At 64.9% G+C, this 24022-nt stretch carries 23 protein-coding genes; 12 read left to right on the top strand and 11 right to left on the bottom strand.

Features of this window, described 5'->3' with window-relative positions; all coding sequences use genetic code 11:
- Positions 1–52: 52 nt before the first annotated feature.
- Genes EAO27_RS11775 through EAO27_RS11765 form a run of 3 tightly spaced genes read left to right on the top strand, consistent with a single transcriptional unit; the run spans position 53 to position 2039 of the window.
- Positions 53–889 carry a DUF4163 domain-containing protein gene (locus EAO27_RS11775; protein ID WP_242769787.1) on the top strand — a complete coding sequence of 279 codons (837 nt, stop codon included), beginning with the start codon at positions 53–55 and terminating at the stop codon, positions 887–889.
- 10 nt (positions 890–899) lie between these two features.
- Positions 900–1835, top strand: coding sequence for an SDR family oxidoreductase (locus EAO27_RS11770; protein WP_242769784.1), 936 nt, complete (start codon positions 900–902; stop codon positions 1833–1835).
- A 21-nt stretch (positions 1836–1856) separates the two neighbouring features.
- Positions 1857–2039, top strand: a complete 183-nt coding sequence (locus tag EAO27_RS11765) for a DUF3008 family protein (protein WP_242769782.1) — start codon at positions 1857–1859, stop codon at positions 2037–2039.
- Positions 2040–2508: 469 nt separating this feature from the next.
- On the opposite strand, the gene rplI is transcribed toward EAO27_RS11765, so the two are convergent.
- The 4 genes from rplI to EAO27_RS11745 all read right to left on the bottom strand — a co-directional run bounded on the left by rplI (position 2509) and on the right by EAO27_RS11745 (position 5286).
- A complete protein-coding gene (gene rplI, locus EAO27_RS11760) occupies positions 2509–3123 on the bottom strand; it encodes a 50S ribosomal protein L9 (RefSeq protein WP_242769780.1) in 615 nt (204 codons plus the stop codon).
- Positions 3124–3136: 13 nt separating this feature from the next.
- On the bottom strand, positions 3137–3361 hold the full coding sequence (rpsR, locus tag EAO27_RS11755) for a 30S ribosomal protein S18 (protein WP_194955021.1): 225 nt from the start codon (positions 3359–3361) through the stop codon (positions 3137–3139).
- An 11-nt stretch (positions 3362–3372) separates the two neighbouring features.
- On the bottom strand, positions 3373–3741 hold the full coding sequence (rpsF, locus tag EAO27_RS11750; RefSeq protein WP_242769777.1) for a 30S ribosomal protein S6: 369 nt from the start codon (positions 3739–3741) through the stop codon (positions 3373–3375).
- A gap of 159 nt (positions 3742–3900) precedes the next feature.
- Positions 3901–5286, bottom strand: coding sequence for a Mur ligase family protein (locus tag EAO27_RS11745; RefSeq protein WP_242769775.1), 1386 nt, complete (start codon positions 5284–5286; stop codon positions 3901–3903).
- A 154-nt stretch (positions 5287–5440) separates the two neighbouring features.
- On the opposite strand from EAO27_RS11745, the gene EAO27_RS11740 reads away from it, so the two are divergent.
- Genes EAO27_RS11740 through EAO27_RS11725 form a run of 4 tightly spaced genes read left to right on the top strand, consistent with a single transcriptional unit; the run spans position 5441 to position 8601 of the window.
- A complete protein-coding gene (locus tag EAO27_RS11740; RefSeq protein ID WP_242769773.1) occupies positions 5441–6268 on the top strand; it encodes an LD-carboxypeptidase in 828 nt (275 codons plus the stop codon).
- Between the two features lie 42 nt (positions 6269–6310).
- Positions 6311–7249 carry an ACP S-malonyltransferase gene (fabD, locus tag EAO27_RS11735; RefSeq protein WP_242769771.1) on the top strand — a complete coding sequence of 313 codons (939 nt, stop codon included), beginning with the start codon at positions 6311–6313 and terminating at the stop codon, positions 7247–7249.
- Between the two features lie 25 nt (positions 7250–7274).
- Positions 7275–8018 (top strand): 3-oxoacyl-[acyl-carrier-protein] reductase, encoded by a 744-nt coding sequence (gene fabG / locus EAO27_RS11730; protein ID WP_242769769.1) that lies wholly within the window; start codon positions 7275–7277, stop codon positions 8016–8018.
- A gap of 43 nt (positions 8019–8061) precedes the next feature.
- A complete protein-coding gene (locus tag EAO27_RS11725; protein ID WP_242769767.1) occupies positions 8062–8601 on the top strand; it encodes a hypothetical protein in 540 nt (179 codons plus the stop codon).
- Between the two features lie 55 nt (positions 8602–8656).
- On the opposite strand, the gene EAO27_RS11720 is transcribed toward EAO27_RS11725, so the two are convergent.
- From EAO27_RS11720 to EAO27_RS11705, 4 genes are all read right to left on the bottom strand, one after another.
- Positions 8657–10786, bottom strand: a complete 2130-nt coding sequence (locus EAO27_RS11720; protein WP_242769765.1) for a TonB-dependent receptor — start codon at positions 10784–10786, stop codon at positions 8657–8659.
- Positions 10787–10955: 169 nt separating this feature from the next.
- The gene (locus EAO27_RS11715; RefSeq protein WP_242769763.1) at positions 10956–11381 is read right to left on the bottom strand and encodes a hypothetical protein; all 426 of its coding nucleotides are present in this window, start codon (positions 11379–11381) and stop codon (positions 10956–10958) included.
- Positions 11382–11753: 372 nt separating this feature from the next.
- Entirely contained in the window at positions 11754–12359 is a 606-nt protein-coding gene (locus EAO27_RS11710; RefSeq protein ID WP_242769762.1) for a hypothetical protein, read from the bottom strand.
- Positions 12360–12518: 159 nt separating this feature from the next.
- The gene (locus EAO27_RS11705) at positions 12519–13928 is read right to left on the bottom strand and encodes a hypothetical protein (protein ID WP_242769760.1); all 1410 of its coding nucleotides are present in this window, start codon (positions 13926–13928) and stop codon (positions 12519–12521) included.
- 295 nt (positions 13929–14223) lie between these two features.
- Between EAO27_RS11705 and EAO27_RS11700 the strand changes: the two genes are divergently transcribed.
- Positions 14224–14799 (top strand): hypothetical protein, encoded by a 576-nt coding sequence (locus EAO27_RS11700; RefSeq protein WP_242769758.1) that lies wholly within the window; start codon positions 14224–14226, stop codon positions 14797–14799.
- Here EAO27_RS11700 and EAO27_RS11695 read toward each other — a convergent pair whose 3' ends face one another.
- Positions 14800–16335, bottom strand: a complete 1536-nt coding sequence (locus EAO27_RS11695; RefSeq protein ID WP_242769756.1) for an NAD(P)/FAD-dependent oxidoreductase — start codon at positions 16333–16335, stop codon at positions 14800–14802.
- 193 nt (positions 16336–16528) lie between these two features.
- On the opposite strand from EAO27_RS11695, the gene EAO27_RS11690 reads away from it, so the two are divergent.
- From EAO27_RS11690 to EAO27_RS11680, 3 genes are all read left to right on the top strand, one after another.
- A complete protein-coding gene (locus tag EAO27_RS11690) occupies positions 16529–17653 on the top strand; it encodes a DUF47 family protein (protein WP_242769754.1) in 1125 nt (374 codons plus the stop codon).
- A 15-nt stretch (positions 17654–17668) separates the two neighbouring features.
- Positions 17669–18682, top strand: coding sequence for an inorganic phosphate transporter (locus EAO27_RS11685; protein ID WP_242769752.1), 1014 nt, complete (start codon positions 17669–17671; stop codon positions 18680–18682).
- 72 nt (positions 18683–18754) lie between these two features.
- Positions 18755–19216, top strand: a complete 462-nt coding sequence (locus EAO27_RS11680; RefSeq protein WP_242769750.1) for a DUF1579 domain-containing protein — start codon at positions 18755–18757, stop codon at positions 19214–19216.
- A gap of 15 nt (positions 19217–19231) precedes the next feature.
- Here the strand turns inward: EAO27_RS11680 and EAO27_RS11675 are convergent, their stop codons facing one another.
- Positions 19232–20713 carry a DUF4403 family protein gene (locus EAO27_RS11675; RefSeq protein WP_242769748.1) on the bottom strand — a complete coding sequence of 494 codons (1482 nt, stop codon included), beginning with the start codon at positions 20711–20713 and terminating at the stop codon, positions 19232–19234.
- Positions 20714–21036: 323 nt separating this feature from the next.
- Here EAO27_RS11675 and EAO27_RS11670 point away from each other — a divergent pair, with 323 nt between their 5' ends.
- Complete coding sequence (locus EAO27_RS11670) at positions 21037–22584, top strand: hypothetical protein (RefSeq protein WP_242769746.1); 1548 nt, start codon at positions 21037–21039, stop codon at positions 22582–22584.
- A 20-nt stretch (positions 22585–22604) separates the two neighbouring features.
- On the opposite strand, the gene rimO is transcribed toward EAO27_RS11670, so the two are convergent.
- Positions 22605–23990, bottom strand: coding sequence for a 30S ribosomal protein S12 methylthiotransferase RimO (rimO, locus tag EAO27_RS11665; RefSeq protein WP_242769744.1), 1386 nt, complete (start codon positions 23988–23990; stop codon positions 22605–22607).
- Between the last annotated feature and the right edge of the window lie 32 nt (positions 23991–24022).

Raw genomic sequence — 24022 nt, 5'->3', positions numbered from 1 at the left:
AAAACTGCTAGGCCTGCAGGGAAACTTTGTCGATTCCCGGCGTTATCCGCGCATGAAGCTTTCACATCCCTCCCGTTTCGCTGCGGCCCTTGCGCCGCTGGTGCTGATCCTGGCCGCCTGTTCGGGTGAACCCGAACCGACGCCTGCTGAAAAGGCGGCCGCTGCCGCCGTGCCCGGTGCTCCGCCGAGTGCGGCTGAAAATTTGAAAGCGGCGAACGCCGTCGCATCGAATGTCAGGGAGGAGGGCGAACTGTTCGAGTTCGCCTACAGCTATCCGAAAGAGGCGGCCGCGCTTCCCGGGCTGGCGGAATGGCTCGACGCTGATCGTGCGGCCAAGCGCGATGCGCTCGCGGCGGAATCGCGGCGTGATCAGGCGCTGGCGAAGAAGGAAGGGTTTCCGTACCGCCCGCACAGTCACCTCCAGGCGTGGCAGCGTGTCACCGACACACCGCGTTTTCTCAGCCTGTCGAGCGAGATTTCGACCTATACGGGCGGCGCGCATGGCATGACGAATTTCGACACGCTGCTCTGGGATCGCAATCACGCGGCGCGGATCAAGCCGCTCGACCTGTTCGTCAGCGGAGAGGCATTCGATGCGGCGATCCGCGATGACTTCTGCGCCGCGATCAAGCGCGCGAAGGCTGCGAAGGGTATCCAGCCGCCCGATGAGGCCGACTCGGTCTTCGCGAAATGCCCGCCGGCTTCGGCGCAGACGATCTGGCTCGGATCGTCCGACGGGCGGCGCCTCGACCGGATGACGATCGCCATCGCGCCCTACGAGATCGGCGCCTATGCGGAGGGCGACTATCGCATCAATCTACCCGTGACCGCCGCGCTTTTACGCGCCGCCAAGCCCGAATTCGCCGCCGACCTTCGGGCGGGTAGGTAGGAACGACACGATGGCCAAATCCCCCCGGGCCGGCAAGGTCGGCGAAACCGCAGCGGACAAGAAGGGCAAGAAGCGCGCGGCGGCGAAGTTGAAGAAGGAGATCGGCACCGGCAAGACGATCGTCAGGCCCCCGGCGGATCGCGAGGCCGATCTTGATCGCGCGCCCCGATGGCAGCCGCGTTATCCGGGATCGGGACGGCTTGCGGGCAAGGTCGCGATCGTCACCGGCGGCGACAGCGGTATCGGGCGTGCGGTCTGCGCGCTCTTCGCGCGCGAGGGCGCCGATCTCGCCATCGTTTATCACAGCAACAGGAGCGACGCCGACGACACCGTAGCGATCGTCGAGGGCGAGGGGCGCCGCGCGGTCAGTATCAAGGCCGACGTCGGCAAGCCGGGTGCGGGCTCCAGGATCGTGGAGAAGGCAGTGGCGAAGCTCGGCCGCCTCGACATCCTCGTCAACAATGCCGGCGAGCAGCATCCCGCCGAGGACATTCGGGACATCAGCCCCGAACAGCTTGAGCGCACCTTTGCGACGAACATCTTCGGTATGTTCTATCTCGTGCAAGCCGCGCTGCCGTACCTCGGGAAGGGGGCGGCGATCGTCAATTGCACCAGCGTTACCATGTACCGGGGATCGGGCGGCCTGCTCGATTACAGCGCCACCAAAGGAGCGATTACCGCCTTCACGCGCTCGCTCAGCGAAAATCTGGTCGCAAAGGGGATTCGCGTCAATGCGGTCGCACCGGGACCGATCTGGACCCCGCTCAACCCGCGTGGCGGTGCGCCCGCCGACAAGATAGCGACCTTTGGCGAAAGCACGCCGATGAAGCGCCCGGGCGAGCCCAATGAGGTTGCACCGTGCTTTCTGTTCCTCGCCTGCGACGACAGCAGCTATATGTCGGGCCAGGTGCTGCATCCCAACGGCGGGACGATCGTTAACGGATAGGGGGCAGGCAGGAGAAAGCCGATGCCAGCCAGGTCCAAAGCCCAGCAGAAAGCCGCCGGAGCCGCACTGAGCGCCAAGCGCGGCGATACGCCCAAGTCGAAGCTCAAGGGCGCGTCGAAGGAAATGGTCCGGAGTATGACCGAAAAACAGCTTGAGGATTTCGCCCGCGGTTCGACCAAGGGCAAACCCGAGCATGTCGATTGAGGCGAGACGGCGGGTTCCGGCCGGTCGGGGCCGTCTCTTGTTGTTACCCGGGATTTGATACGGGGTTCCTTGTCGCTGCGTTGCAGGGACGAATCCCCTTCAAGTCCGAGAGGACGGATGGAATGACGGCAAACGACCGTTAGTCGCCGCTAGAGATGTGCACCCCGGCGAAAGCCGGGGTCCGGAATGCCGGCACGAACCCGGCGTGTTCCTGCACTGGGCCCCGGCTTTCGCGGGCGCGCAGGGAGGGCTGGCGTTGGTCATTTTCCGTCATCCTGGCGAAAGCCGGGATCCCGCCCACAAGCCATGATGAACCGGTGAGATCCCGGCTTTCGCCGGAATGACGACCGGAAATGGTCGGGATCCGCTTCCCACCCCAAACCCGCCTTGCAAGCTTGCAGCAGTCGAAAGAAAAAGGCTCCGGAACGATGTTCCGGAGCCTTTTCTGTCTCTCGCGAGCGGGAAGCGATCAGGCTTCTTCGCCCTCGGCGTCCGCAGCAGCGACGTCCGAAGGGGGCGTGCCCTCTTCATATTCGTCTTCGCTGTCGGGTTCCAGCGCCGACGCAACCGCTTCGGCCTGTTCTTCCTCGAACATCGCGGCGATGACGTCGATGCCCTGCTTCTGCATTTCGGCCTCGTCGGGCGAACGCGCGACGTTGACGCTGACGGTCACGATGACCTCGGGGTGCAGCTTGACCTTGACGTCGAACAGGCCGAGCGACTTGATCGGGCGCTCGAGCTCGACCATCGCCTTGGTGACGGCGGCGCCGTCCTCGACCAGCGCGTCGACGATGTCGCGCACCGAAACCGAACCGTACAGCTGGCCGGTGTTCGACGCCTGACGGATCAGGACGACCTGCTTGCCGTCGATGTCCTTCGAACGGCCTTCGGCGGCGGTGCGGCGTTCGGCGTTGTCGGCCTCGATCTTTGACCGGTTGGCTTCGAACAGCTTCTTGTTGGCTTCGTTCGCGCGCAGCGCCTTGTTGTTGGGCAACAGATAGTTGCGGGCAAAGCCGTTCTTGACGGTGACGACGTCGCCGATACCGCCCAGTTTCTCGATACGTTCGAGCAGGATGATTTCCATCGTTCCGCCCTCCTTACTTCACGATGTAGGGGAGCAGGCCGATATGGCGGGCGCGCTTGATCGCCTTCGCCAGCTCGCGCTGCTTCTTGGTGGACACCGCGGTGATCCGCGACGGGACGATCTTGCCGCGCTCCGACAGGTAACCCTGGAGCAGGCGGACGTCCTTGTAATCGATGACCGGTGCGTCCTTCGCGGTGAAGGGGCAGGTCTTGCGGCGGCGGAAAAAGGGTCGTGCCATGATCGTTATCCTTATTCTTCGCCGTCGCGTTCACGGCCGCCACGGCCGCCACGACGTTCCTGCTTGCGCATCATCACCGACGGACCCTTTTCGAGTTCGTCGACCTTGATGGTCATCCAGCGGATGATGTCTTCGTTGATCGCCGCCTGGCGCTCGATCTCGGCGACGGCTTCGCCCGGCGCTTCGGCCGACAACATCACATAATGACCCTTGCGGTTCTTCTGGATCTTGTAGGCGAGCTGCTTCAGGCCCCAGGTTTCGGTCTTGTGAACCTGGCCCTTATATTCGCCGATGACGTTGGTGACGGTTTCCGCCAGCGCGTCGACCTGAGCCTGGCTCAGGTCCTGACGCGCGATAAAGACATGCTCGTAAAACGGCATGGAGCGCTTCCTTCGATTTGGCCGATCGCTGGTCCCGCGCCAATCGCGAAACCCCTCCGGCTGTCGTCCTGCCCTGCGATACTGGTGCAAAGCAAATCGGGGCGACGGCACAGAGCCTCGCCCCAATCCGGCGCGCCTATACAGATTCGCGCGGGAAAATCAAGCGCGGGCGAGCCGTTCCAGCAAGTCGCGCCCGAAGTCGGTCAGCGTGTCGTCGCGCGCGCCGAGAATGAGGATGCGGTCGCCCGCCTTCGCTTCGTCAAGCATCGCAGCGCCGCAGTTTGCACGCGTCGTCAGGTGGAGCGCATCGCCGCCGCCCGCAACGATGTCGGCGACCAGCGCCTCGCTGCCCGTGCTGCGGTCGACGGTGCCGCCGAAATAGACAGGGTCGCACACATAGAGCTTGTCGCTGCCGCGCATTCCGCGGGCAAAGCTCGCCGCCAGTTCCTTGCCCATCTGGCGCAGCGGGCCATAGCCGTGCGGCTGGAAGAAGAAGAGGGCGCGCCCCGGCAGTTCGGCGACCGCAGCGAGGGTCGCTGCGACCTTGTCGGGGTTGTGCGCGAAATCGTCGATGACCGTGATGCCGCCGGCCTGTCCCAGCACTTCGTAACGGCGCGCGAGCCCGGAGAAGCCTGCGAGCGCATCGGCGGAATCCCCGATCGCGATGTTGAGCGCGCGCGCGGCGGCGATCGCGGCGAGCGCATTCATCGCATTGTGGCGCCCCGGCATGCGCAGCCGCACCGTGCGCTGCGTGCCCGCGAACTGCACGGTGAAGCGGCACCCGTCGGGCAGCGGCTCGAAATCGCTGCCACGCACCGCCGCTCCTTCCGAAAAGCCGAAGCGGATCACATTGCCGCCCGCCAGCAGCGGCGCGGATTCGGGATCGTCGGCGTTGATCACCGCGACGCGCGCCTTTGCCGCGAAATCGCCGAACAGCGCGTGCAGCTCGTCGAGGCTCTTGTGGTCGAGGCTGATGTTGGTGACCACCGCGACATCGGGGCGGTAGAGCGCGATCGAACCGTCGCTCTCGTCGACCTCGCTGACATAGGTCGCCGGATCACCGACCAGCGCGCTCGCGAAGGGCATGGCGTCGCTGGCGAAATTGCGCATCACCGCGCCGTTCATCACCGTGGGCTTGCGGCCGAGGCTTTCGAGGATCCATCCGATCATGCCGGTGACGGTCGACTTGCCGCTGGTGCCGCCGATCCCGACCGCCTGCGCCGCGTTGTTGAACAGCGCGGCGTTGAGTTCGGCGCGCGTCATGCGGGGCAGGGCAAGGGCGTTCGCGGCGGCGACGTCGGGCACGCTGTCCTCGACCGCGGCCGAGGCGACGAGCGTCTGGCCCGCCGCGATGCCGCTGCCGTCCTGCGGGAACAGCGCGATGCCGCGGCCTTCGATCCAGCCGAATTTCTCGGGGCTGCGGCCCTGGTCGCGGCTGCGATCCGACCCCGAAACCCGCGCGCCGCGCGCCGCGACGATCATCGCCAGCGGCAGCATGCCCGACCCGCCGATGCCGCAAAAGAAATAGGATTTGTTTTCCGCCATGGCGCGGCGTTATGGCCTCGGCGAAGGGTTTGCAACACAGGGCGACATTCCCTTTCCCGTTCGCATCGAGCGAAGTCGAGATGCCCATCGACTTGGCGCTTGCCCTCGGGGTGTCTCGACTTCGCTCGACACGAACGGAATCTATAGGCCGGTCATGCGCATCGGAATTGTCGCTCCTTCGACCCCCATTCTCCCCGACGATGCCGAGGCGGTGCGCGCGCTGGCGAGTCTGGGCTATCCCGGCGTCGAGCTCGAATTCGACCCGCAATGTTTTGCGGTGCACGGTCATTTCGCGGGCGAGGACGGGCATCGCTTCGCGGCGCTGGTCGAGATGGCGAACCGCCCCGACATCGACGCGGTCTGGTTCGCACGCGGCGGCTATGGCGCGTGCCGCATCGCCGAAGCGGCGGTCGCGGCGATGACCGATGCCGCGCGCGGCAAGGCCTTCCTCGGCTATTCGGACCAGGGCAATCTGCTCGCCTGCCTCTATCGCGACGGCTTCGACCATGTCGCGCACGGCCCGATGGTCGCCGACGTGCGCCGCGAGGGCGGCGATGCCGCGGTATTGCGCGCGCTCGACTGGCTCGTCGCGCGCGATCCCGCGGCGTGCGAGCCGGGGCTCGAACATGGCGCGCGCCACGCGGCGTTCAACCTGATGACGCTGTCGATGCTGCTTGGCACCCCGCTCGAACCCGACCTTGCGGGGCATGTGCTGCTGGTCGAGGAGGTCAGCGAATATCTCTACGCCTTCGACCGCGCCTTCTTTCATGTCGCAGGCTATCTTGGTCCGCGCGGGCTCGCCGGGCTCCGCCTCGGCCGCGTCAGCGACGTTCCCGAAAACGACCGTCCGTTCGGCATGGACGCGGAGGAGATCGCGCAGGACTGGTGCGCACGCGCCGGCATTCCCTTCCTCGGCCGCGCCGACATCGGCCACGACGCGGCGAACAAGGTCGTGCCCTTCGGCTTGCATCGCGCGGGGTGAGCGAATAGGCGCGGCCCATTCAAAAACGCTAGGGGACGCAATATGCGCGCATTCATCTTTCCGGGTCAGGGCAGCCAGTCGGTCGGTATGGGCAAGGCGCTCGCCGACGCATCGCCGGTCGCGCGCGAGGTGTTCCAGGAGGTCGACGAGGCGCTCGGCCAGCATCTCTTCAAGCTGATGAGCGAGGGTCCCGAGGATCAGCTGACGCTCACCGAAAACGCCCAGCCGGCGATCATGGCGAACGCGATCGCCACTCTGCGCGTGCTCGAAAAGGAAGGCGGCGTGACGCTTGCGGGCAAGGCCGATTATGTCGCGGGCCACAGCCTCGGCGAATATAGCGCGCTCTGCGCCGCGGGCGCCTTCGACCTCGCGACCACCGCGCGGCTTCTGAAGACGCGCGGGCAGGCGATGCAGGCGGCGGTGCCCGTCGGTGTCGGCGCGATGGCGGCGCTGCTCGGCGCCGATATCGAGACCGCGCAGAAGCTCGCCGATGCCGCCGCCGAGGGCGAGGTCTGCACCGTCGCCAACGACAACGACCCGTCGCAGGTCGTGATCTCGGGCCATAAGGGCGCGGTCGAGCGCGCGGTCGCGCTGGTCAAGGATTATGGCATCAAGCGCGGCGTGCTGCTGCCCGTGTCGGCGCCCTTCCACTGCCCGCTGATGCACGCGGCGGCGGATGCGATGGCCGAGGCGCTCGCCGCCGCCGCGCCTGCCGCGCCGCTGGTCCCGGTGGTCGCGAACGTCACCGCCAGCCCGGTGAGCGACGCCGACACCATCAGCGACCTGCTCGTCCAGCAGGTCACCGGTCGCGTCCGCTGGCGCGAAAGCGTCGGCGCGATGGAGGATATCGGCGTCCACCAGTTCGTCGAATTCGGCGGCAAGGTGCTCGGCCCGATGGTCAAGCGCAGCGCGTCGGGTGAGGTCGAAGTGACCAGCGTCATTTCGATGGACGACGTCGAAGCTTTGCTCAAGACCCTCTAAGATCCAGATTTCGGGAGACTCATCAATGTTCGACCTCACCGGCATGACCGCCCTCGTCACCGGCGCCTCGGGCGGCATCGGGTCCGCCATCGCGCAGGCGCTCGCGGCGCAGGGCGCGCGGCTCGCGGTTTCGGGTTCCAACGCCGAAAAGCTCGAAGCCTTTCGCGCCAGCCTCGGCGGCGACCATGTCGCCTTGCCGTGCGACCTCGGCGATGGCGCCGCGGTCGACGCGCTCGTTCCCGCGGCGGTCGAAGCGCTCGGCGGCAAGCTCGACATCCTCGTCAACAATGCCGGCGTCACGCGCGACAATCTGATCCTGCGCATGAAGGACGACGAATGGTCGGATGTCATCCGCATCAACCTCGAGGCCAATTTCCGCCTCGCACGCGCCGCGGCGAAGCCGATGATGAAAGCGCGCTTCGGGCGCATCATCTCGATCACCAGCGTCGTCGGCGCCACCGGCAATCCGGGGCAGGCCAATTATGCGGCGTCGAAGGCAGGCGTGACCGGCATGACCAAGGCGCTGGCGCAGGAGCTGGCGAGCCGCGGCGTCACCGTGAACTGCGTCGCGCCCGGTTTCATCGCCACCGCGATGACCGAAGTGCTGCCCGACGCGCAGAAGGAGGCGCTCAACACGCGCATCCCGGCGGGCCGCATGGGCGAGGGCAGCGACATCGCCGCCGCGGTCGTCTATCTGGCGTCGAAGGAAGCGGGCTATGTCACCGGCCAGACGCTGCACGTGAACGGCGGCATGGCGATGCTGTCCTGACGAACGGCGATTTCCGGGGGCTGTCCCGGGGAAGGGAATGACGATGCTGAAATCACTGCTGGCGGGCGCGGCGCTGCTGCTGGTCGCCGCTCCGGGCGCCGCCGCGGCACAGGCAGGCGCGGCGCTCGATTGCGTGGTGCAGGCGACCGACGCCGATCTCAAGGCGTCGATCGGCAATGCGATGACCGGCGCGGGCGACGATGCGTCGCGCGAGGCGCTGTTCAAGCGGCTCGCGGCGGTCGTCGACGGCTGCATCGGGCGCCACGGCATCGCCGACGCGCAGAAGGGCGATTATTTCGACTATAGTCTCGCGCGCATCTCGCGCGAGTGGTTGATCGGTGAGCTTACCCGGTCGAAGCTTTCGAACCTGCCGGTCGACAAGGTGCTCGATTTCGGGCCTGACGGGGCGAATCCCGACCTGTCGGCCGACATGACCGACGACCAGATCGGGGCGATCGTGCAGGCCTATACCGACGCCGGGATCGATATCGAAACCATCGACCAGACGGTGTGGGAAAAGGTCGGCGCCTACGCCGCGGCGACCTCGATCTACTGGAACAAGCGCAAGGCGCTGCCCTTCTGACCCCCGGCCCGCCCGGCCCGGCGGCGGCCGGGACCGGGCGGCTGGCGGGCTGCGGTCAGAAGCTCGCCCGCGCGGTGATGCGGATGTCGCGCCCGGCCAGCGGCACATAATCCTTGGTAAAGCTGGCGTGGCGCCGCGCGTCGACGTCGAAGATATTGTTCGCGGCGAGGCTCAGCGTCAGATTCTTCGTGTCGGGTAGCGGACGCCAGCTGATCGACGCGTTGACCAGCGTGAAGCCGTCGGTCGGCGTCTCGAAAGCGGCGATGCGCTTCTGGTCGTCGGTCCACTCGACCTCGACGCGCGCATCGACGCGCTCGCCCTGCGCCTCGATCCCGCCCAGCACGCGCAACGGCGGGATGCGCGGCACGTTGCGGTCGGCCCCGGCGCCCTTGATCGTCGCGCGCGTCATGTCGGCGGTGACGTCGCCGACGATGTTGAAACCGCCGACCTGTGCCAGCCGGGCGCTCGCCTCGGCCTCGAAGCCCCATACGCGCGCGTCGCGCTGGAAATAGCGGAACACGGGCAGGCCGTCCTCCTCGGCGCCGGTCGCGGCCGAATAGATGAAGTCGTCGAACCAGTTGGAATAGCCGGTGAGCGACAGGTTGAACGCGTCGGTCTTGACCTTGAACGACGCCTCGGCGCCCCAGCTCGCCTCGCGCTTCAGGTCGGGGTTGCCGACCTCGAAGCTCTGCGTCGCGATGTGCGGGCCGTTCGAGAACAGCTCCTCGGCCGAGGGAGCACGCACCGCGCGCGCGACCGACACGCCGAACTTTACGGTTTCGCCAAGGTCATAGGTGGCGCCGAGCGCGCCCGAAAATGTGTCGAAACTGCGGGTGATGCCCAGCGTCGGCGCGCGTACGCTGGTCGCCTCGAACCGCCCCGCGGCCTCGAGTCCGATCGGGCCGGCGGTCCATTCCTGCAGCGTGAACAGCGCGAACTGGTCGGTCAGGTTGCGCGGCACGAACGCCTCGGCGCCGACCGCGTCGAAATCGCGGTGGCTGTACTGCACCCCGCTCGCGCCGCGCCAGCCGCCGCGCTCGTTCTGGGCCAGCTCGAGCCGGCCCTCGACGCCCGTGTTGGTGAACACCGTGCCGACCGCGTCGCCTTCATATTCGGTGTGCTCATAATCGGCGTAGCCTGCGCGGATGCGCAGCTTGTCGAAGAAGCCGTCGCCCATCTCGACCTCGCCGCGCAGGTCGGCGCGCCATTGCTTGAGGCCGATGGTGACGGGGCCTTCGCCATGATCGTGGCCGTGGTCGTCGTCGTCATGATCCCCGCCATGGTCGTGCGCGGTGTCGGGGCGGCTCGGGACGCCGTAATTGCTGTCGAAATAGCTCAGCGAGATGCCGAGCTGGCCGCCGTCGTTGATCAGCGACAGTCCGCCGGCGGCGGTCCAGGTCTCGCTCGCGGTGTTGGCGATCTTGCCGCGCGAATTGGCCTGCGCGGTCAGTTCGGCCGCCTCGTCGGCATGGCCGTCCTCGATCTCGTGCTCGGCGAGGTGGAGCAGGTCGCCACGAATGCCCGGCGCAAAGACATAGCCGCCCGCGCGCGCGTCGCCGCTCTTGCGCCAGCTGCCGTCGAGGTGCGCGACGATCTGCGGCGACAGCGCGACGTCGATCGAGGCGCCGGCGTTGCGGTCGTTCGCGGCGGTCGCATAGCCGCCGATCGCGTCGATATGGACATGGTCGGCGGGGACCTTGCGCGGAATCCGGCGGTCGAACAGATTGACCGCGCCGCCGATCGCCTGGCTGCCGAACAGCAGCACCGCGGGGCCGCGCAGGATTTCGATGCGTTCGACGGTCAGCGGGTCGATCGTCACGGCATGGTCGGCGGAGGTGTTCGACACGTCGATCGATCCGATGCCGTCGGTCAGCACGCGCACGCGCTCGCCCGAAAAGCCGCGCAGCACCGGCCGCGACGCGCCGGGGGCAAAGCTCGTCGCCGACACGCCCGGCTGGCGCGTCAGCGTGTCGCCGATCTGCCCGCGAATGTCGCGTGCCAGCTCTTCGCCCTCGAGCACCGAGACATTGCCGAGGATGTCGAGGCTGCGGACATAGGGCGCGGTGACGACGATCGGACCCGAATCATGCACGTCGTCGCCGGCGGGCGCGTCGCGCTCCTGCGCAAGGGCGGGGGCGGCAAGGACCAGCCCGAGGGAAAAGGCGGCAGAAGCAAGCAAGCGCATGGGGAGGGGGTTCCTGTTGTGATGGGCGACTGCGGCGGGTCAGTAATGATATACTGTTACAATGGCAAGCGCCGCTGTTGCCGTTCGTCGGCGCCAGGGAGCCGTCTGTCGACAAGCTGTGTGGGAAGGCTGCTGCCGAGGGGCGTCCGGGACCGACAGATTGCGGACATCAGGCGGGCGCGGTTCGTCTTTCGGTGAAGACAGGGCTCGCCGCCAATCGGAAGACAGCCATCCAGCCACGCGGGATGTTGTGTAGACCCAAATGTCCAAGCGCCATCCATCGTGCGAGGAAGAGTCTTGCCATCGGATGCCCTTGGTCGGCAGCATGCTCCATCAAAGGACGGACTTTTTGGCATGTTCGTGGGGTCTTCGAACGCGCGTAACGACACCAGCCCAGCCAGAAATAGGCAGGCACGAAGCCCGACGCGACGGCTCCGTTCAGGGTGCTTTCGCAATCATCATGATGTCCTAATTCGGCGAGCAGGCGGGCGTAACAAAGCGTAGCCATCCAGGACCCTGCGCCTATGGCGCGATGATAGTATTTCAAGGCCATATCCGGATCGGCCGCGATTCCGGTACCGGTCCAGTAATGCACCCGACTTTTTCCATCGACCAGGCCGAACCGCCTTCTGCGGCTTCAAGGTATAGCTGGAAAGAAGCTGTCGGATCGTCTTCGGCTCTCTTGCCGGCACGCTGGATCAGGTCCCAGCTATCGTCCGTCTCCTCGGATAGAAGTTCGGTTTGGTTGGAAATGTCCCTTTCCCACGCATCCGAGCGCGCCCAAAGACGGTCCCACTCCACGTCGCGTTTCGCGCAGGTCAATTGGCTCACCATCCGTACATGTGACCATCGGTTTCGCTATCCTTGGCCTGCCGAATTCTACCGCGCTTGATGCCCGCTTTCCACCCCATCTTCGTCGTTCGCTGTCGATCGGGAGCGAATATCAGGAAACGACCGGTTGCGGACGTTAGCTTCCCGCTCGATGGCGTGGTTTGGGGTCAAACCAACTTGGCTCCGCTGCACCTTCAGGCCAATAACGACTGTATCGGAGGCCGCCAGTCGCCTTGCTGATTAATAGCCATTCCTTGTAAGATGGGTTAGGAAACGACATCTGCACAAGAAAATCAGCAGCAGTTTCGAGGATTATGTCGATAGGGCATGAACGTGCCAGACCATTTAGCATCATGTCGGCCATCCACAGGGCTGTCGCTCGATCAGTTGGGCCTGTTCTACTAACACACTTTAGGCGCTCTCGTTGATCCGCAATCCAACGCGCTATCCCACTATGATGTTTATAGGCCTCTGCTAAGGACAGCGCTTGACGTGCCGCTTCCAAATCCGACGGAACTTGATGCACGGTACTGTTTCGGGTGAAGTCGTCCCAGATTTCTAGGAGATATTCTGCTTTTGGGCAGCTTGGATCGGCCGCCAAATCCAAAATCGTGGCTGCGAAACTCCAATCATGAAGGACAAGGTCCTCATCTTGTTGAACAAGTTCGGCCTCGAGATCGAATGCCCAACGGCGGATCATAACCTCATCAAGTACACCTTCATCGAGGAGATAACGTTCCACGCACGCCCCTTACCCTGCTAGTCCGTGCGATGGGTATTGCAGTAGTCACGTGCTCAAGCAACGTCTGCTTCCCACCCCATAGCGGCCGTGCCTGGAATGGATTAGCCCCGGAGCCCTTTTTAGGGATTCCGGGGCTATCGACTGCGGCCCAGTGCAGCCCTATTTTTTCGGCGGCGCCTTCGCGGGCGCGGTGCCGCCCGCCTTCACCGGCAGCTTGTTCGGCACTTCATACGGCGACCCCATGGCAACCATGTGGCTGATCGCGATACGGCGCACGGGCAGAGCCTTCGGCTGGATGCCCTGATAGGAAAAGCTGGTCGCGCTGTGGCATTCGAAACAGTTGTTGCCCTGCTGCCCCTTGGCGCTCTGGAGGAAGGTCTCCGCGGTGCTGTTCATCAGGCTGATCGCGCCGACCGCGTTGGTCTGGTTCAGCTTCTGCCAGTTGGGGTTGGTCGTGACATAGCGGTTCGGCTGGAACCACACCGTGCCGATCAGGTTGTAATTCTGGATCGGCGAATTGTTCGGGAAGCTGGCGGCTTCCTTTTGCGATGCGGCGTTGATCGCGGCGATGTTCGCGGGGCCGTTCGGCTGCGTGTCGCCGCCGGTCCGGTTCATCTGGACGATCTGCGTCGCCGGCGAGAACGTCCCCGTATTCGCATCGAAGCTGACGGTCGCGGGGGTGGTGTTGGTCTCCACCAGCAGCGCCGCCTGCGAAAAGGGCGTGCCTGCCTTGTAGAAGGTATGATGGTTCGGGTTGCTGGCATTGGCATCAAAGACGAAGCTGTTGTCGGCAAACATTGGCGCATTCAGCTTGTGCTCGAAGGTCGCCCACAGGAATTCCGGGTGGTTCTCGACATAGCCCACGACATGCGTGCCGACGAGCGCAACCGTCGCCACTTCATACCGGCCGCTCGGCACGGCGATGCAGCCGGTGTCCGTGCAGCTATTCTGCAGCACCGGTACCTCGGCGCTTGTCGTATAGGCTCCCGCAGGCGCGGTTTCGCCGTCGGCGAGCCGGTACCAGGTGGCTTTGACGATCGCATCGCCGGGAGAGAAATAATCGTCATGGTTCGGATTGCTTTCATAGGCGCCGGTGGCGATCAGATTGCGTTTGACGACGTCGAAATAGTTCGACGTCATATGACTCGATGCATAGACCGGATAGCCGTTGGGCCCGATAAGCATGCTGCCGTCGGCCTCGACGATCGCCCCGTCCTGATTGTTTGCGCCCGGCGCCGTGGGGACCGGTTTCATATGGGCGTCGAGCCGCAGCAGCGAGGTGCGCGGGACCCTGGCGGTGTTGGCGAGCAGATCATCGGGGACCCGCCAGGTCAGAAAGCGCGGGGTGCCGTTGATCGGCGCATTGGCCCAGACAAAGGTTTCCCACGACCATTGATTGAACAGGCAGTCGTCGGCGGTCGCGCTCATCGCCGTCGGCATCGTCGCGGTCGGGCCGAGATAGGCTTCGAGCCCTTCGGCCCAGCCCAGACCTTCGGGACAGCTGCCTGCCGCGGCGACCTTTGTGCCCTTTTCGCCGTAGCCACTGTCCTGGCACCCGGCGAGCAGCATGGCTGCGATCAATCCTGTTGTAGTCGAAAAAAGTTGTCTTGCGGGGAATATGCTTTCAGAAAAATCCATGATGCGCCCTCCTCATGAACTTATTCAAGTTACTACGGAGAAGGTTGGGAGTAAATACTGAGGGGCGGAGCGGGATTTAATCCGCACATATATTGATACCAATCTGGATGTGTCTTCGCTTTCCCGATTTTTCATCCCGCCGACGTGCGCATCGACGGACTGGATTCCATTGGCGCAATCCGGCATCATCCGCGGCAATTGCCGGGCAATTGAGGGGGAGGGGAATATGCGCGCGATTGTTGCGGGAGTGGCGGGGCCGATGGTCCTGATGGTTTCGGGTTGCAGCTACCAGGCGGCACTCGACAAGATGGTGTCGCCCGAGCGACAGAAGGAAATTGTCGATATCGGGCAGCGTTTCTGCACCGACCCGGTTGCCAACACGCGTTTGCTGCATCCGGAGATCGCCGGGACCGCGGCGGAGGCGGCGCCGTTGCTGCCGCGCGAATGCCCCGCAGGTCGCGCGACCTGGCAGCTCGCGTCCTATCAGTGGAAAACCAACGTCGAACCCGGGCTGAAGCAGCAGCAGGAAGAGGCCGTGGTCATCGGCACGGGCAAGGGCAAATGGACGACGGTGTCGCTGCGCTTCTTCGCCGAGAATGGCGGGCCGACGCAGATCACCTCGTGGAATGTTCTGGGCAGCGCGACCAAGCCTGACGCCCTGCGCTTTGCCGAACAATATGAAACCGGGGTGAAGGTGATCGCAGCGGTCGGTGCAGCCGTGCTGCTGGCAATCGGCGGATTGGTGTTCTGGCTGGTGCGGCGTAGCCGGGCCCGAAAGGCCGCTACGCCGCCGCTCGCCTGATTACTCGGCCGCCTCGAGGGCCGGCGCCGTTTCGGCGACGTGGGGCTTGCCGAATGCCAGCACGCCGTCGTCGATCGCGCCGGTGCGCATGTCGATGCGATCCTGGATGTAATTCTGGCTGAGCCGCCAGGGCAGCGCGACCGCGCTTTTCGGCATGATGTGCAGCGACCGCTGGATATAGCCCGACGAGAAGTCGAAGATATTCTCCTCGGTCAGGGTCGACGGATCCTCGAGCAGCGGGAGCGCGATCTCGGTTCCCGTCGCCCGCATGTGATTGAGCACGCGGCAGACATATTCGGACACGATGTCGGCGCGCAGCGTCCAGCTGGCGTTCAGATAGCCGAACACCGCCGAGAAGTTCGGGACGTTCGAAAACATGCACGCCTTGTAATAGAAATGCTCGCTCCAATCGACGGGATCGCCGTCGACGCGAACCGGTATCTTTCCTGCGACCGCCAGCTTGAGCCCGGTCGCGGTGACGATGATGTCGGCGTCGAGGTGCTGGCCCGACTTGAGCTGGATGCCGGTCGCGTCGAAGCGCTCGATATGGTCGGTCACGACCGACGCCTTGTCGGCTTTCATCGCCTCGAAGAAGTCGGCGTCGGGGACGAGGCACAGCCGCTGTTCCCACGGATTGTAGGGCGGGGTGAAGGCCTTTTCGTCATAGCGGTCGCCGAGCGCGGCCTTGACCTTCTTGGTCAGGAAATCCTTGACCTTCTGGGGCTTGTCGCGGGCCTTTTTGAAGACGATGTCCTGCAGCTTCACATTCTTGAAGCGGGTGATCTTGTAGGCGAGTTCCTCGGGCAGGATCTTGCGCAGGAAATTGGCGAAGCCGTCCTTGGCGGGACGGATCGCGTACCAGGTCGGGGTGCGCTGGAGCATCGTCACGTGCCCCGCCTCCTTTGCCATCGACGGAACAATGGTCACCGCGGTCGCGCCCGAACCGATCACGACGACCTTCTTGCCCTTGTAGTCGAGGTCCTTCGGCCAGAACTGCGGGTGCAAAATCTGTCCTTGGAAATCGGCCCGGCCGGCGAAATTGGCATCGAAGGGCTCGTCATAGTCATAGTAGCCCGCACCGAGATAGAGCCAGCGCGCGGTCGTCGTCGATTGCGTCCCCTGGCTGTCCTCCATCGTCACGGTCCAGCGGGCGTCGGCGCTGTCCCAGTCGGCGCCGACGACCTTGCGATCGAAGCGGATACGCTCGCGGATGCCGCGCTCGTCGACGATGCGGTTGAGATAGTCGAGAATCGCGGGGCCGTCGGCGATCGATTTTTCATGCTTCCACGGCTCGAAGACGAAGCCCAGCGTGTGCATGTCGCTGTCCGATCGGATGCCGGGGTAGCGGAACAGGTCCCATGTGCCGCCAAGGTCGGCGCGGCGTTCGGCGATGCCGAAGCTGCGGTCGGGGCAGTTCATCTGCAGATGCACCGCCATGCCGATGCCCGAGATGCCGGCGCCGACGATCAGCACGTCCTGATCGACCGGCGCGGCCGCGTTGCTTCCCGTGCGCTCCATGGTCGCGGTACCTGCCATGATTTCGTCTCCCATATATCTTTAGGATGCAGCTTACGCACCACGTTGCATTTTGCAATCGAATTGACGTTAACGGAAAGCGGGCGGGGAAGGCGGCTCCGCTTGCTGCTGTCACATTAATGTCATAGGGGCGAAACCGATTTGTCACGCATCGGCGAGCGCGCCGGGCCAAGCATAGGAAAGGACTGATAAAATGCGTCAAATTGCGGTCCTTCCCTACCGATTCGGCGGCCCCGCACAGGATGGCCCGACCGAAATCCTGCTCATCACCTCGCGCGAGACCAGGCGCTGGGTGATCCCGAAGGGCAATCCGCTGACCGGCATGACCCGCCACGCCGCCGCCGCGATCGAGGCCGAGGAAGAGGCGGGGGTGATCGGCGCGGTCTGTCCGACGCCGATCGGCAGCTACCAGTATCGCAAGCGCCGCGCCAATGGCGCCGCGGTGATGCTCGACGTCGAAGTGTTCCCGCTCGCGGTCACCAACGAGCTTCCCGAATGGAAGGAAGACGGCGAGCGTGACCGCCAGTGGTTTCCGTTCCACGCCGCCGCGGCTGCGGTGGAGGAGCCCGATCTGCAAGCCTTGATCCGATCGTTCGGCGACAGCGGTTTCCGCGCCGCCGCGCGGCCGGACGGGGTCGTTTTCAATGTTGCCGAAAAAACAGGGGTCAACCGCATGTTCGCATGGTTCCAGCGCTTGCTGCCGCGACAGGGCAATTTCTTCGAACTGTTCGAAAGCCACGCCGCGACCCTCGTCGCCGGGGCGAATGCGCTGTCGCGCCTGCTGCAGGGCGGCAACGGCATGGCCGACCATATCCAGGAAATCATCGAGCGCGAGCATGACGCCGACGCGATCACCCGCGAAGTGCTGCAGACGGTGCGCCGGACCTTCCTGACGCCGTTCGATCGCAGCGCGATCACCGACCTGATCGCGTCGATGGACGATGCGATCGACGAGATGCAGAAGACCGCGGGCGCGGTCGACCTGTACGACGTCACCGAATTCGAGCCCGAGATGCGCGACATCGCGGGGATCATCGTCGACGCCGCGCGGCTCACCGCCGAGGCGCTGCCCCTGCTCCGCAACATCGGTGCCAACGGGCCGCGGCTGCACGAACTGACCGAGCGGCTGGTCCGCATGGAAGGGCATGCCGACGAGATTCACGCGGCGGGACTCAAGCGCCTGTTCCGTGAAATCGGCGCGACCGACACGACGCAATTCATCATCCGGCGCGAGCTTTACCGCCATCTCGAAACCGTCGTCGACCGGTTCGAGGACGTCGCCAACGAAATCGACGGTCTGGTCATCGACCACGCATAAGCGGGGGCGTCCACCATGCACGAAATCGCCTTTCCCCTGCTCGTCGGCCTCGTCATCCTGGCGCTGGCGTTCGATTTCCTCAACGGACTGCACGATGCGGCGAACAGCATCGCGACCGTCGTCGCGACGCGGCTGCTCAAGCCCGTCCAGGCGGTGATCTTTGCCGCCTTCTTCAACTTCGCCGCCTATTTCCTGAGCCTTGCCTTTCCGGCGCTGCACAAGGTCGCCGAGACGATCGGCGCGGGGTTGATCGACAAGGATCTGGTGACGCCCGCGGTCGTCTTTGGTGCGCTGGTCGGGGCGATGTTCTGGAACGTCGTGACCTGGCTCAAGGGCATTCCCTCGTCGTCGAGCCACGCGCTGGTCGGCGGCATCGTCGGTGCAGGCGTCGCGCATGCCGGGTTCGAGGGCATCCAGTGGACCGGCCTCAACAAGACGGTGATCGCGATCTTTCTGTCGCCGATGCTCGGCATGCTGCTCGCGATGCTGGTCATGCTGCTGAGCAGCTGGGCGCTGCGCCGCGCGAGTGCGAAATTCGCGGAGCGGACCTTCCGCACGCTCCACCTCTTCTCTTCCGCGGCCTATTCGCTGAGCCACGGGCTCAACGACGCGCAAAAGACGATGGGGATCATCGCGGTGCTGCTCTACTCGACCGGATATCTGTCGGGCGAGTTCCATGTTCCGCACTGGGTGGCATTCGCCTGCTATATCGCCATCGCGCTCGGTACGCTGTCGGGCGGGTGGAAGATCATCGAAACGATGGGCGGGCGCATCACCAAGCTGTCGCATCATCAGGGTTTTGCGGCGTCGACCGGCGGCTCGATCATGGTCTTCACCGCGAGCCTGCTCGGTATTCCGGTGTCGACGACGCACACGATCACCGGCAGCATCATCGGCGCCGGCGTTGCGCGCCGCGCGAGCGCGGTGCGCTGGGGTGTCGCGAGCAACGTCGTCGCGGCGTGGTTCATCACCATCCCCGCCAGCGCGGTCGTCGCGGCGCTCTTCTACGCGCTCACCCGCCTTTTCTGACCCGAGCGGGGTTGTGTTCGAGTGAGAACATAATAAGAACATGTCGGTCGATGCGATAGCGGAGAACCGGTCATGGCGGGTGATTTCGATTTCCAGATCGGCAGCTGGCGGGTGCGGCATCGCCGCCTGAAAGCGCGGCTGGTCGGCTGTGATGATTGGGAAGAGTTCTACGGGCTTTGCGACATGCGCCCGATTCTGGGCGGCGATGGCAATGTCGAAGACAATATCCTCCATATCCCCGGCGGAACCTACCGGGCGATCGCGCTGCGTTCCTTCGATCCCGCCCGAAAGAGCTGGGCGATCTGGTGGCTCGATGCCCGCAGCCCGCACAGTCTGGACGTCCCGGTCATCGGCCGGTTTGCGGATGGCGTCGGGCATTTTTACGCCGACGACACGCTCGACGGGCGGCCGATCCGGTTGCGCTTCATCTGGAGCCGCACCGACAGCGCATCGCCGCGCTGGGAGCAGGCGATGTCGGCCGATGGCGGCGCCAGCTGGGAAGTGAACTGGACGATGGATTTCATCCGGCGATAGCCGGGCTGTCCCGTTTCACCTCGTCGGGCGGTAATCGACACGCGCGCCGCCGGTCATCCGCACCGGCAGGTAGAGGCCGTTGCCATAGGCCCGGATCGCGCCGGTCTCGAAACCGTCGACATGGGTGCGGATGACGAAGGGCCCCTCGCGCCGCTCGTCGACTGCGCGGCGGATCTTGCCCTGCAGTTCGGCGAGGTCGCGCGCGAAATTCTGGGTCAGCGCCTCGGCGATTAGCGGTGCGAATTCCTCGCTGCGCCCGATCAGGATGAGCACGTCGCCCGCGACGCCGTCGGTGTCGCCGTTGATCACGAGATCGGTGAAGCGGATTTCGGCCGACCCGGGCGCATTGACCGGGATCGCGGTCATCCAGATCCGCCCGTGCGTCGGCTTGCCGGTGCGCGCTTCCAGCCGGGCATCGACGTCGACGCCCACAGCGACGCGGCCGCCGGGGGCTCCATAGACGGTCGACGGGCCGAACTTGACCATCATCGGGCCGATCTTGGGCAGTACGAAGGGACGCGTCGCGCGCTTGGCGAGCGCGCGGTCGATCACCGGCTGCAACGGCGCATAGTCCGCGACGACGGGAACGCGGATGTCGAGATGCGGACGCGGCGTCTTGCGGACCAGCGCGGGCAGCGGCGTCGGGTCGGGGGCGGCCGGCCGGTCCCCGACGAAGGTTTCGGTGAGCCCTTCGATCCCGAGATCGAGCCGCAGCCGCTGGCCGTCGAGATGGTAGCCGCCGTAAAGGATGCGCTGCGGCGTGACGCGCATCCACACCGGCGGGTTCTGATGGTTGAGTTCGAGCGCGGTGAAGCTCTGTCGCCAGATGTCGGCCGCCTGACGGCGCAGATCGATCTTTACGATCTCGCGGTTCACCTCGCGCTCGATGCCTGCGACCACGGGTTTGAGCCTGGCATCGGCTTCGTCGGTGAAGGTGATGCGCTTGCCGAGGAAGTCGATGCCAGGCGCACTGGTCCAGCCATAGGCGATGCGCGCCTTGCCCTGCATGCGCCAGTTCGCGGCGAGGTCGAGCCGGATGCGCGCGTGAACGAGCGCCGATCCGGTCGCGGTCTCGCCCTTGAGCACCCCGCCGACGTCGCGCGCGCTGATGCGCGCATTGATCGGCACATCGACGACGATTTCATTGCCTTCGCCGCGAAACTTGAGCGGCCCGCGCGTGACCTGCCCGACGATCGTGCAGGGGATGGCGGGGGTGACCTTGACCTTCCTGCCGAAAACCTTGACCCGCTGCGGCGGGACGCACGCCTTTTCGTGGCGGTCGATTGTCCACAGCGTCCGCGGGATCGCGCGTTCCAGTTCGCGCTTGAGCGGGCTGATGTCGGCGTTGATCGGAACCGCGATCAGCGAGGTCTGCGTCGGCGAGGGCGCGGTGTCGGTGGCGCGCGGCGGGGCTTCGGCGCCGCCCTTGGCGGGGTCGCAGGCGGTGAGCGCCGGTGTCAGCAGCAAAGTCGTGATAGCCAGTGGGATCAATCGCATGTGGTGCCCCTGATGCGGTGTCAGCTTCCATAACATGGCGGGCGCGAACCTGTTCCCTACCGAATGGATCCGGTGGAACGGAAACGAAATCCCCCTTGCGAGAGCACCCTGCTTCGGCTTCCGTCCGTGGTGCCCGTCTCGGCGGCGCGTGAGCGAAGGCGCCTTGGTATTCCTCCCCACTGAGGCGGTGGCTGCTGGTCGCCACCGACAGGAGCCGGGGAAGGCGGCTTGGCAATCGGGCCGGGTGTCGGCACAACGATTCCATGACATGGGGAGGGTTAATTTTGTCGCGATCGACTTTGGGGAGCGTCCTAGGGGCACTGATGGCGTTTGCGGCCGTGCCGGCATCTGCGCAGGAGGGCGGCGACGGGGCATCAGCGCGGATCAACTATACAACTTACAGCGACGATCAATTGTCGAGTGCGTTTGATGCGCAGGTGGCGCTCGACCAACCCGACTGGTGTCGTGTCATGGTGCCGTTGACGCGCCAGATGATCACGCGTGGCAGTTTTTCGTCGCGGCTCGACGCGCTCGAAGCCTATTCCAACCTGATGTGCTCGGCCGGCGAGAAGCGTTGGTCGGACGCCTATATGTGGATGATCGCGCTGGAGCGGAGGAGCGGCAAGCCGTCGGCCTTTCCGATGGGGGTCGGGGTCTCTCACCTCGCCGAACGCTATGACGCCGCCGAGGAAAGGCTTTTCGCATACATTGATGCCGACGACCGGATGACGCTGACCGACGGCGATTCGAAAGTCGTGTGGGATCTGGCTCAAGCCTATGTGAAGGCGAAGGAGCGCGAACGCAGTCTTGCACTTTTTCGCGCCCTGATACGCCCCGAACGGTTGGCGAAGTTCCCCGCCGCGGATCGGGATATCATCGGCTCGGAGCTTTTCCAAATTGAGGTGGAGACCGGAGACACGACCGCTGCCGCCACGAACCTCGCTTATTTGAAATCCCCCTATGCCTTCAAATCGGCTTTGGGGGATCGCCGCTACGCGAAGCTGTGGCCGCAGATCGAAGCTAAGGCTGGCCGCAATATGGTGCACGTGATCGACGCGCAGGTTGATCGGAGCAAGGCAGACTTTGAGGCCGCGCCAGATAATATGGCGCTGATGAAGGACCTCGCAAATGCCTATCTGATCGCGGGGCGCTTCGATGATGTCGTGACTTTGGTTGGCGCACACGAACCGGCTCGCGACGCCTATGCCGATATGTTGACCGAGGATATGGGATGGGCGCTCAACGTAAAGGTCTATGCGCTCGACGCGCTGGACCGTTCGGCTGAGGCCGAGATGATTTTCGACGATATCGCAGCGCTTGATCTCGACGGACGATCGCGCGGCTGGCTGGTCAATTTCGTCATCAACCGTGCTCTAAGATTCGTCGACCTGGGACAGGGTGAAAAGGGGCTTGCCGCCGCCAGCCTAGCGAAAGAGGTCGCTGCTGAAACAGGGAATGAATTTGCCCGCATGCTCGTACGGCGTGCGACCCTATGCGCGCTGCAGGCCGAGGGGCGTACGGACGAGATGCCACCGTTGGTCGCCGAGGTCATCGAGCACCAAGCGGAGGCGCCTGCGGAGGCTGCCGCAGCGTTGCTGTGTGCCAATGCGGACGATGAAGCGGCGCGGATTGCACGCGCAGCGCTCGAAGATCCGACGCGTGCGGGCGCGATGATCAACGCGCTGCAGTCGCGTGAATTCGAACTTTTTTACAATGATTCGGTAACGCCGGGTATGTTCGATCGCATTCGCAAGCGACCGGATGTGGCGCCGCTCTTCGACAAGCACGCGCGCGATATTCCGCGCGATTTTGCGCCGCCGTTCACCGAGCGTCGGTCTGCCTTGCGTGCGGCGCGTGACGCGGCGGAATAACTGCCGCCAAGCGCTCTGTTTTAGCCCGCGACCACCCCGAACAGGTCGTGCTCGTCGGCATCCTCGATCGCGACGTCGACGATGTCGCCGGCCCTGAGCGTCGCCGCGACGTCGCGCAGATAGACATGGCCGTCGATCTCGGGTGCGTCGGCCTGGCTGCGGCCGGTGGCGCCGATGCTGCCGTCCCAGTCAGGATCGTTGGGGTCGGCTTCGCCGACTTCGTCGATGATCACGGGCAAAGTGCGGCCGATCTTGGCCTCGAGCTTCGCGGCGCTGATCGCGGCGGTCTTGGCCATGATGCGCTGGAAACGTTCTTCTTTGACCTCTTCGGGCACGGGGTCGGGCAGGGCGTTCGCCTGCGCGCCCGCGACGGGTTCGAAGCGAAAGGCGCCGACGCGGTCGAGCTGGGCTTCGTCGAGCCAGTCGAGGAGATATTGGAAATCCGCCTCGGTCTCGCCCGGGAAGCCGACCACGAAGCTCGATCGGATCGCGATGTCGGGGGCGATCGCGCGCCAGCTTTTGAGCCTTTCGAGCACCTTCGCTTCGTTCGCGGGGCGCTTCATGCGCTTGAGGACGCTGGGCGACGCGTGCTGGAAGGGGATGTCGAGATAGGGCGTCAGCAACCCCTCGGCCATCAGCGGGATCACCGCATCGACGTGGGGATAGGGGTAGACATAGTGGAGGCGCACCCACGGGGCCTTGCCTTCGCTGGTCCGAAGCTGGCCGAGTTCGCGGGCGAGGTCGGTCATATGAGCGCGGACTTCGCGGCCCTTCCACTCGCGCGGATCGTGGCGCGTGTCGACACCGTAAGCCGACGTATCTTGGCTGATGACGAGCAGTTCCTTCGTCCCCGCGGCGACGAGCTTTTCGGCCTCGCGCAGCACCGCGTCGATACGGCGGCTGACCAGCTTTCCGCGCAGGTCGGGGATGATGCAGAAGGCGCAGCTGTGGTTGCAGCCTTCGGAAATCTTGAGATAGCTATAGTGCCGCGGCGTCAGCTTGAGCCCGCCTTCGGGTACCAGATCGACGAAGGGCCCCTGCGTCGGCGGCGCGGCGTCATGCACCGCATCGACGACCTGTTCGTACTGGTGCGCGCCGGTGACGGCGAGCACCTTCGGGAAGCGCGCGCGGATCACCTCGGCCTCGTTGCCCATGCAGCCGGTGACGATGACGCGGCCGTTTTCGGCCATCGCCTCGCCGATCGCCTCGAGGCTTTCCTCCTTGGCGCTGTCGAGGAAGCCGCAGGTGTTGACGAGCACGACGTCGGCGCCGGCATAGTCGGGCGAGAGGCCGTAGCCGTCGGCGCGCAGCTTGGTGAGAATCCGTTCGCTGTCGACGAGCGCCTTCGGGCAGCCGAGCGACACCATGCCGACCTTCGGCTGGGCAGGGAGGGTTTTGACTGTCATGATCGGTCGCGCCCATAATCGATTCCGTCGCG

The sequence above is a fragment of the Sphingopyxis sp. YF1 genome (genome assembly GCF_022701295.1).
GTDB lineage: Bacteria > Pseudomonadota > Alphaproteobacteria > Sphingomonadales > Sphingomonadaceae > Sphingopyxis.
This window is presented reverse-complemented; position numbering and strand designations above follow the sequence as displayed.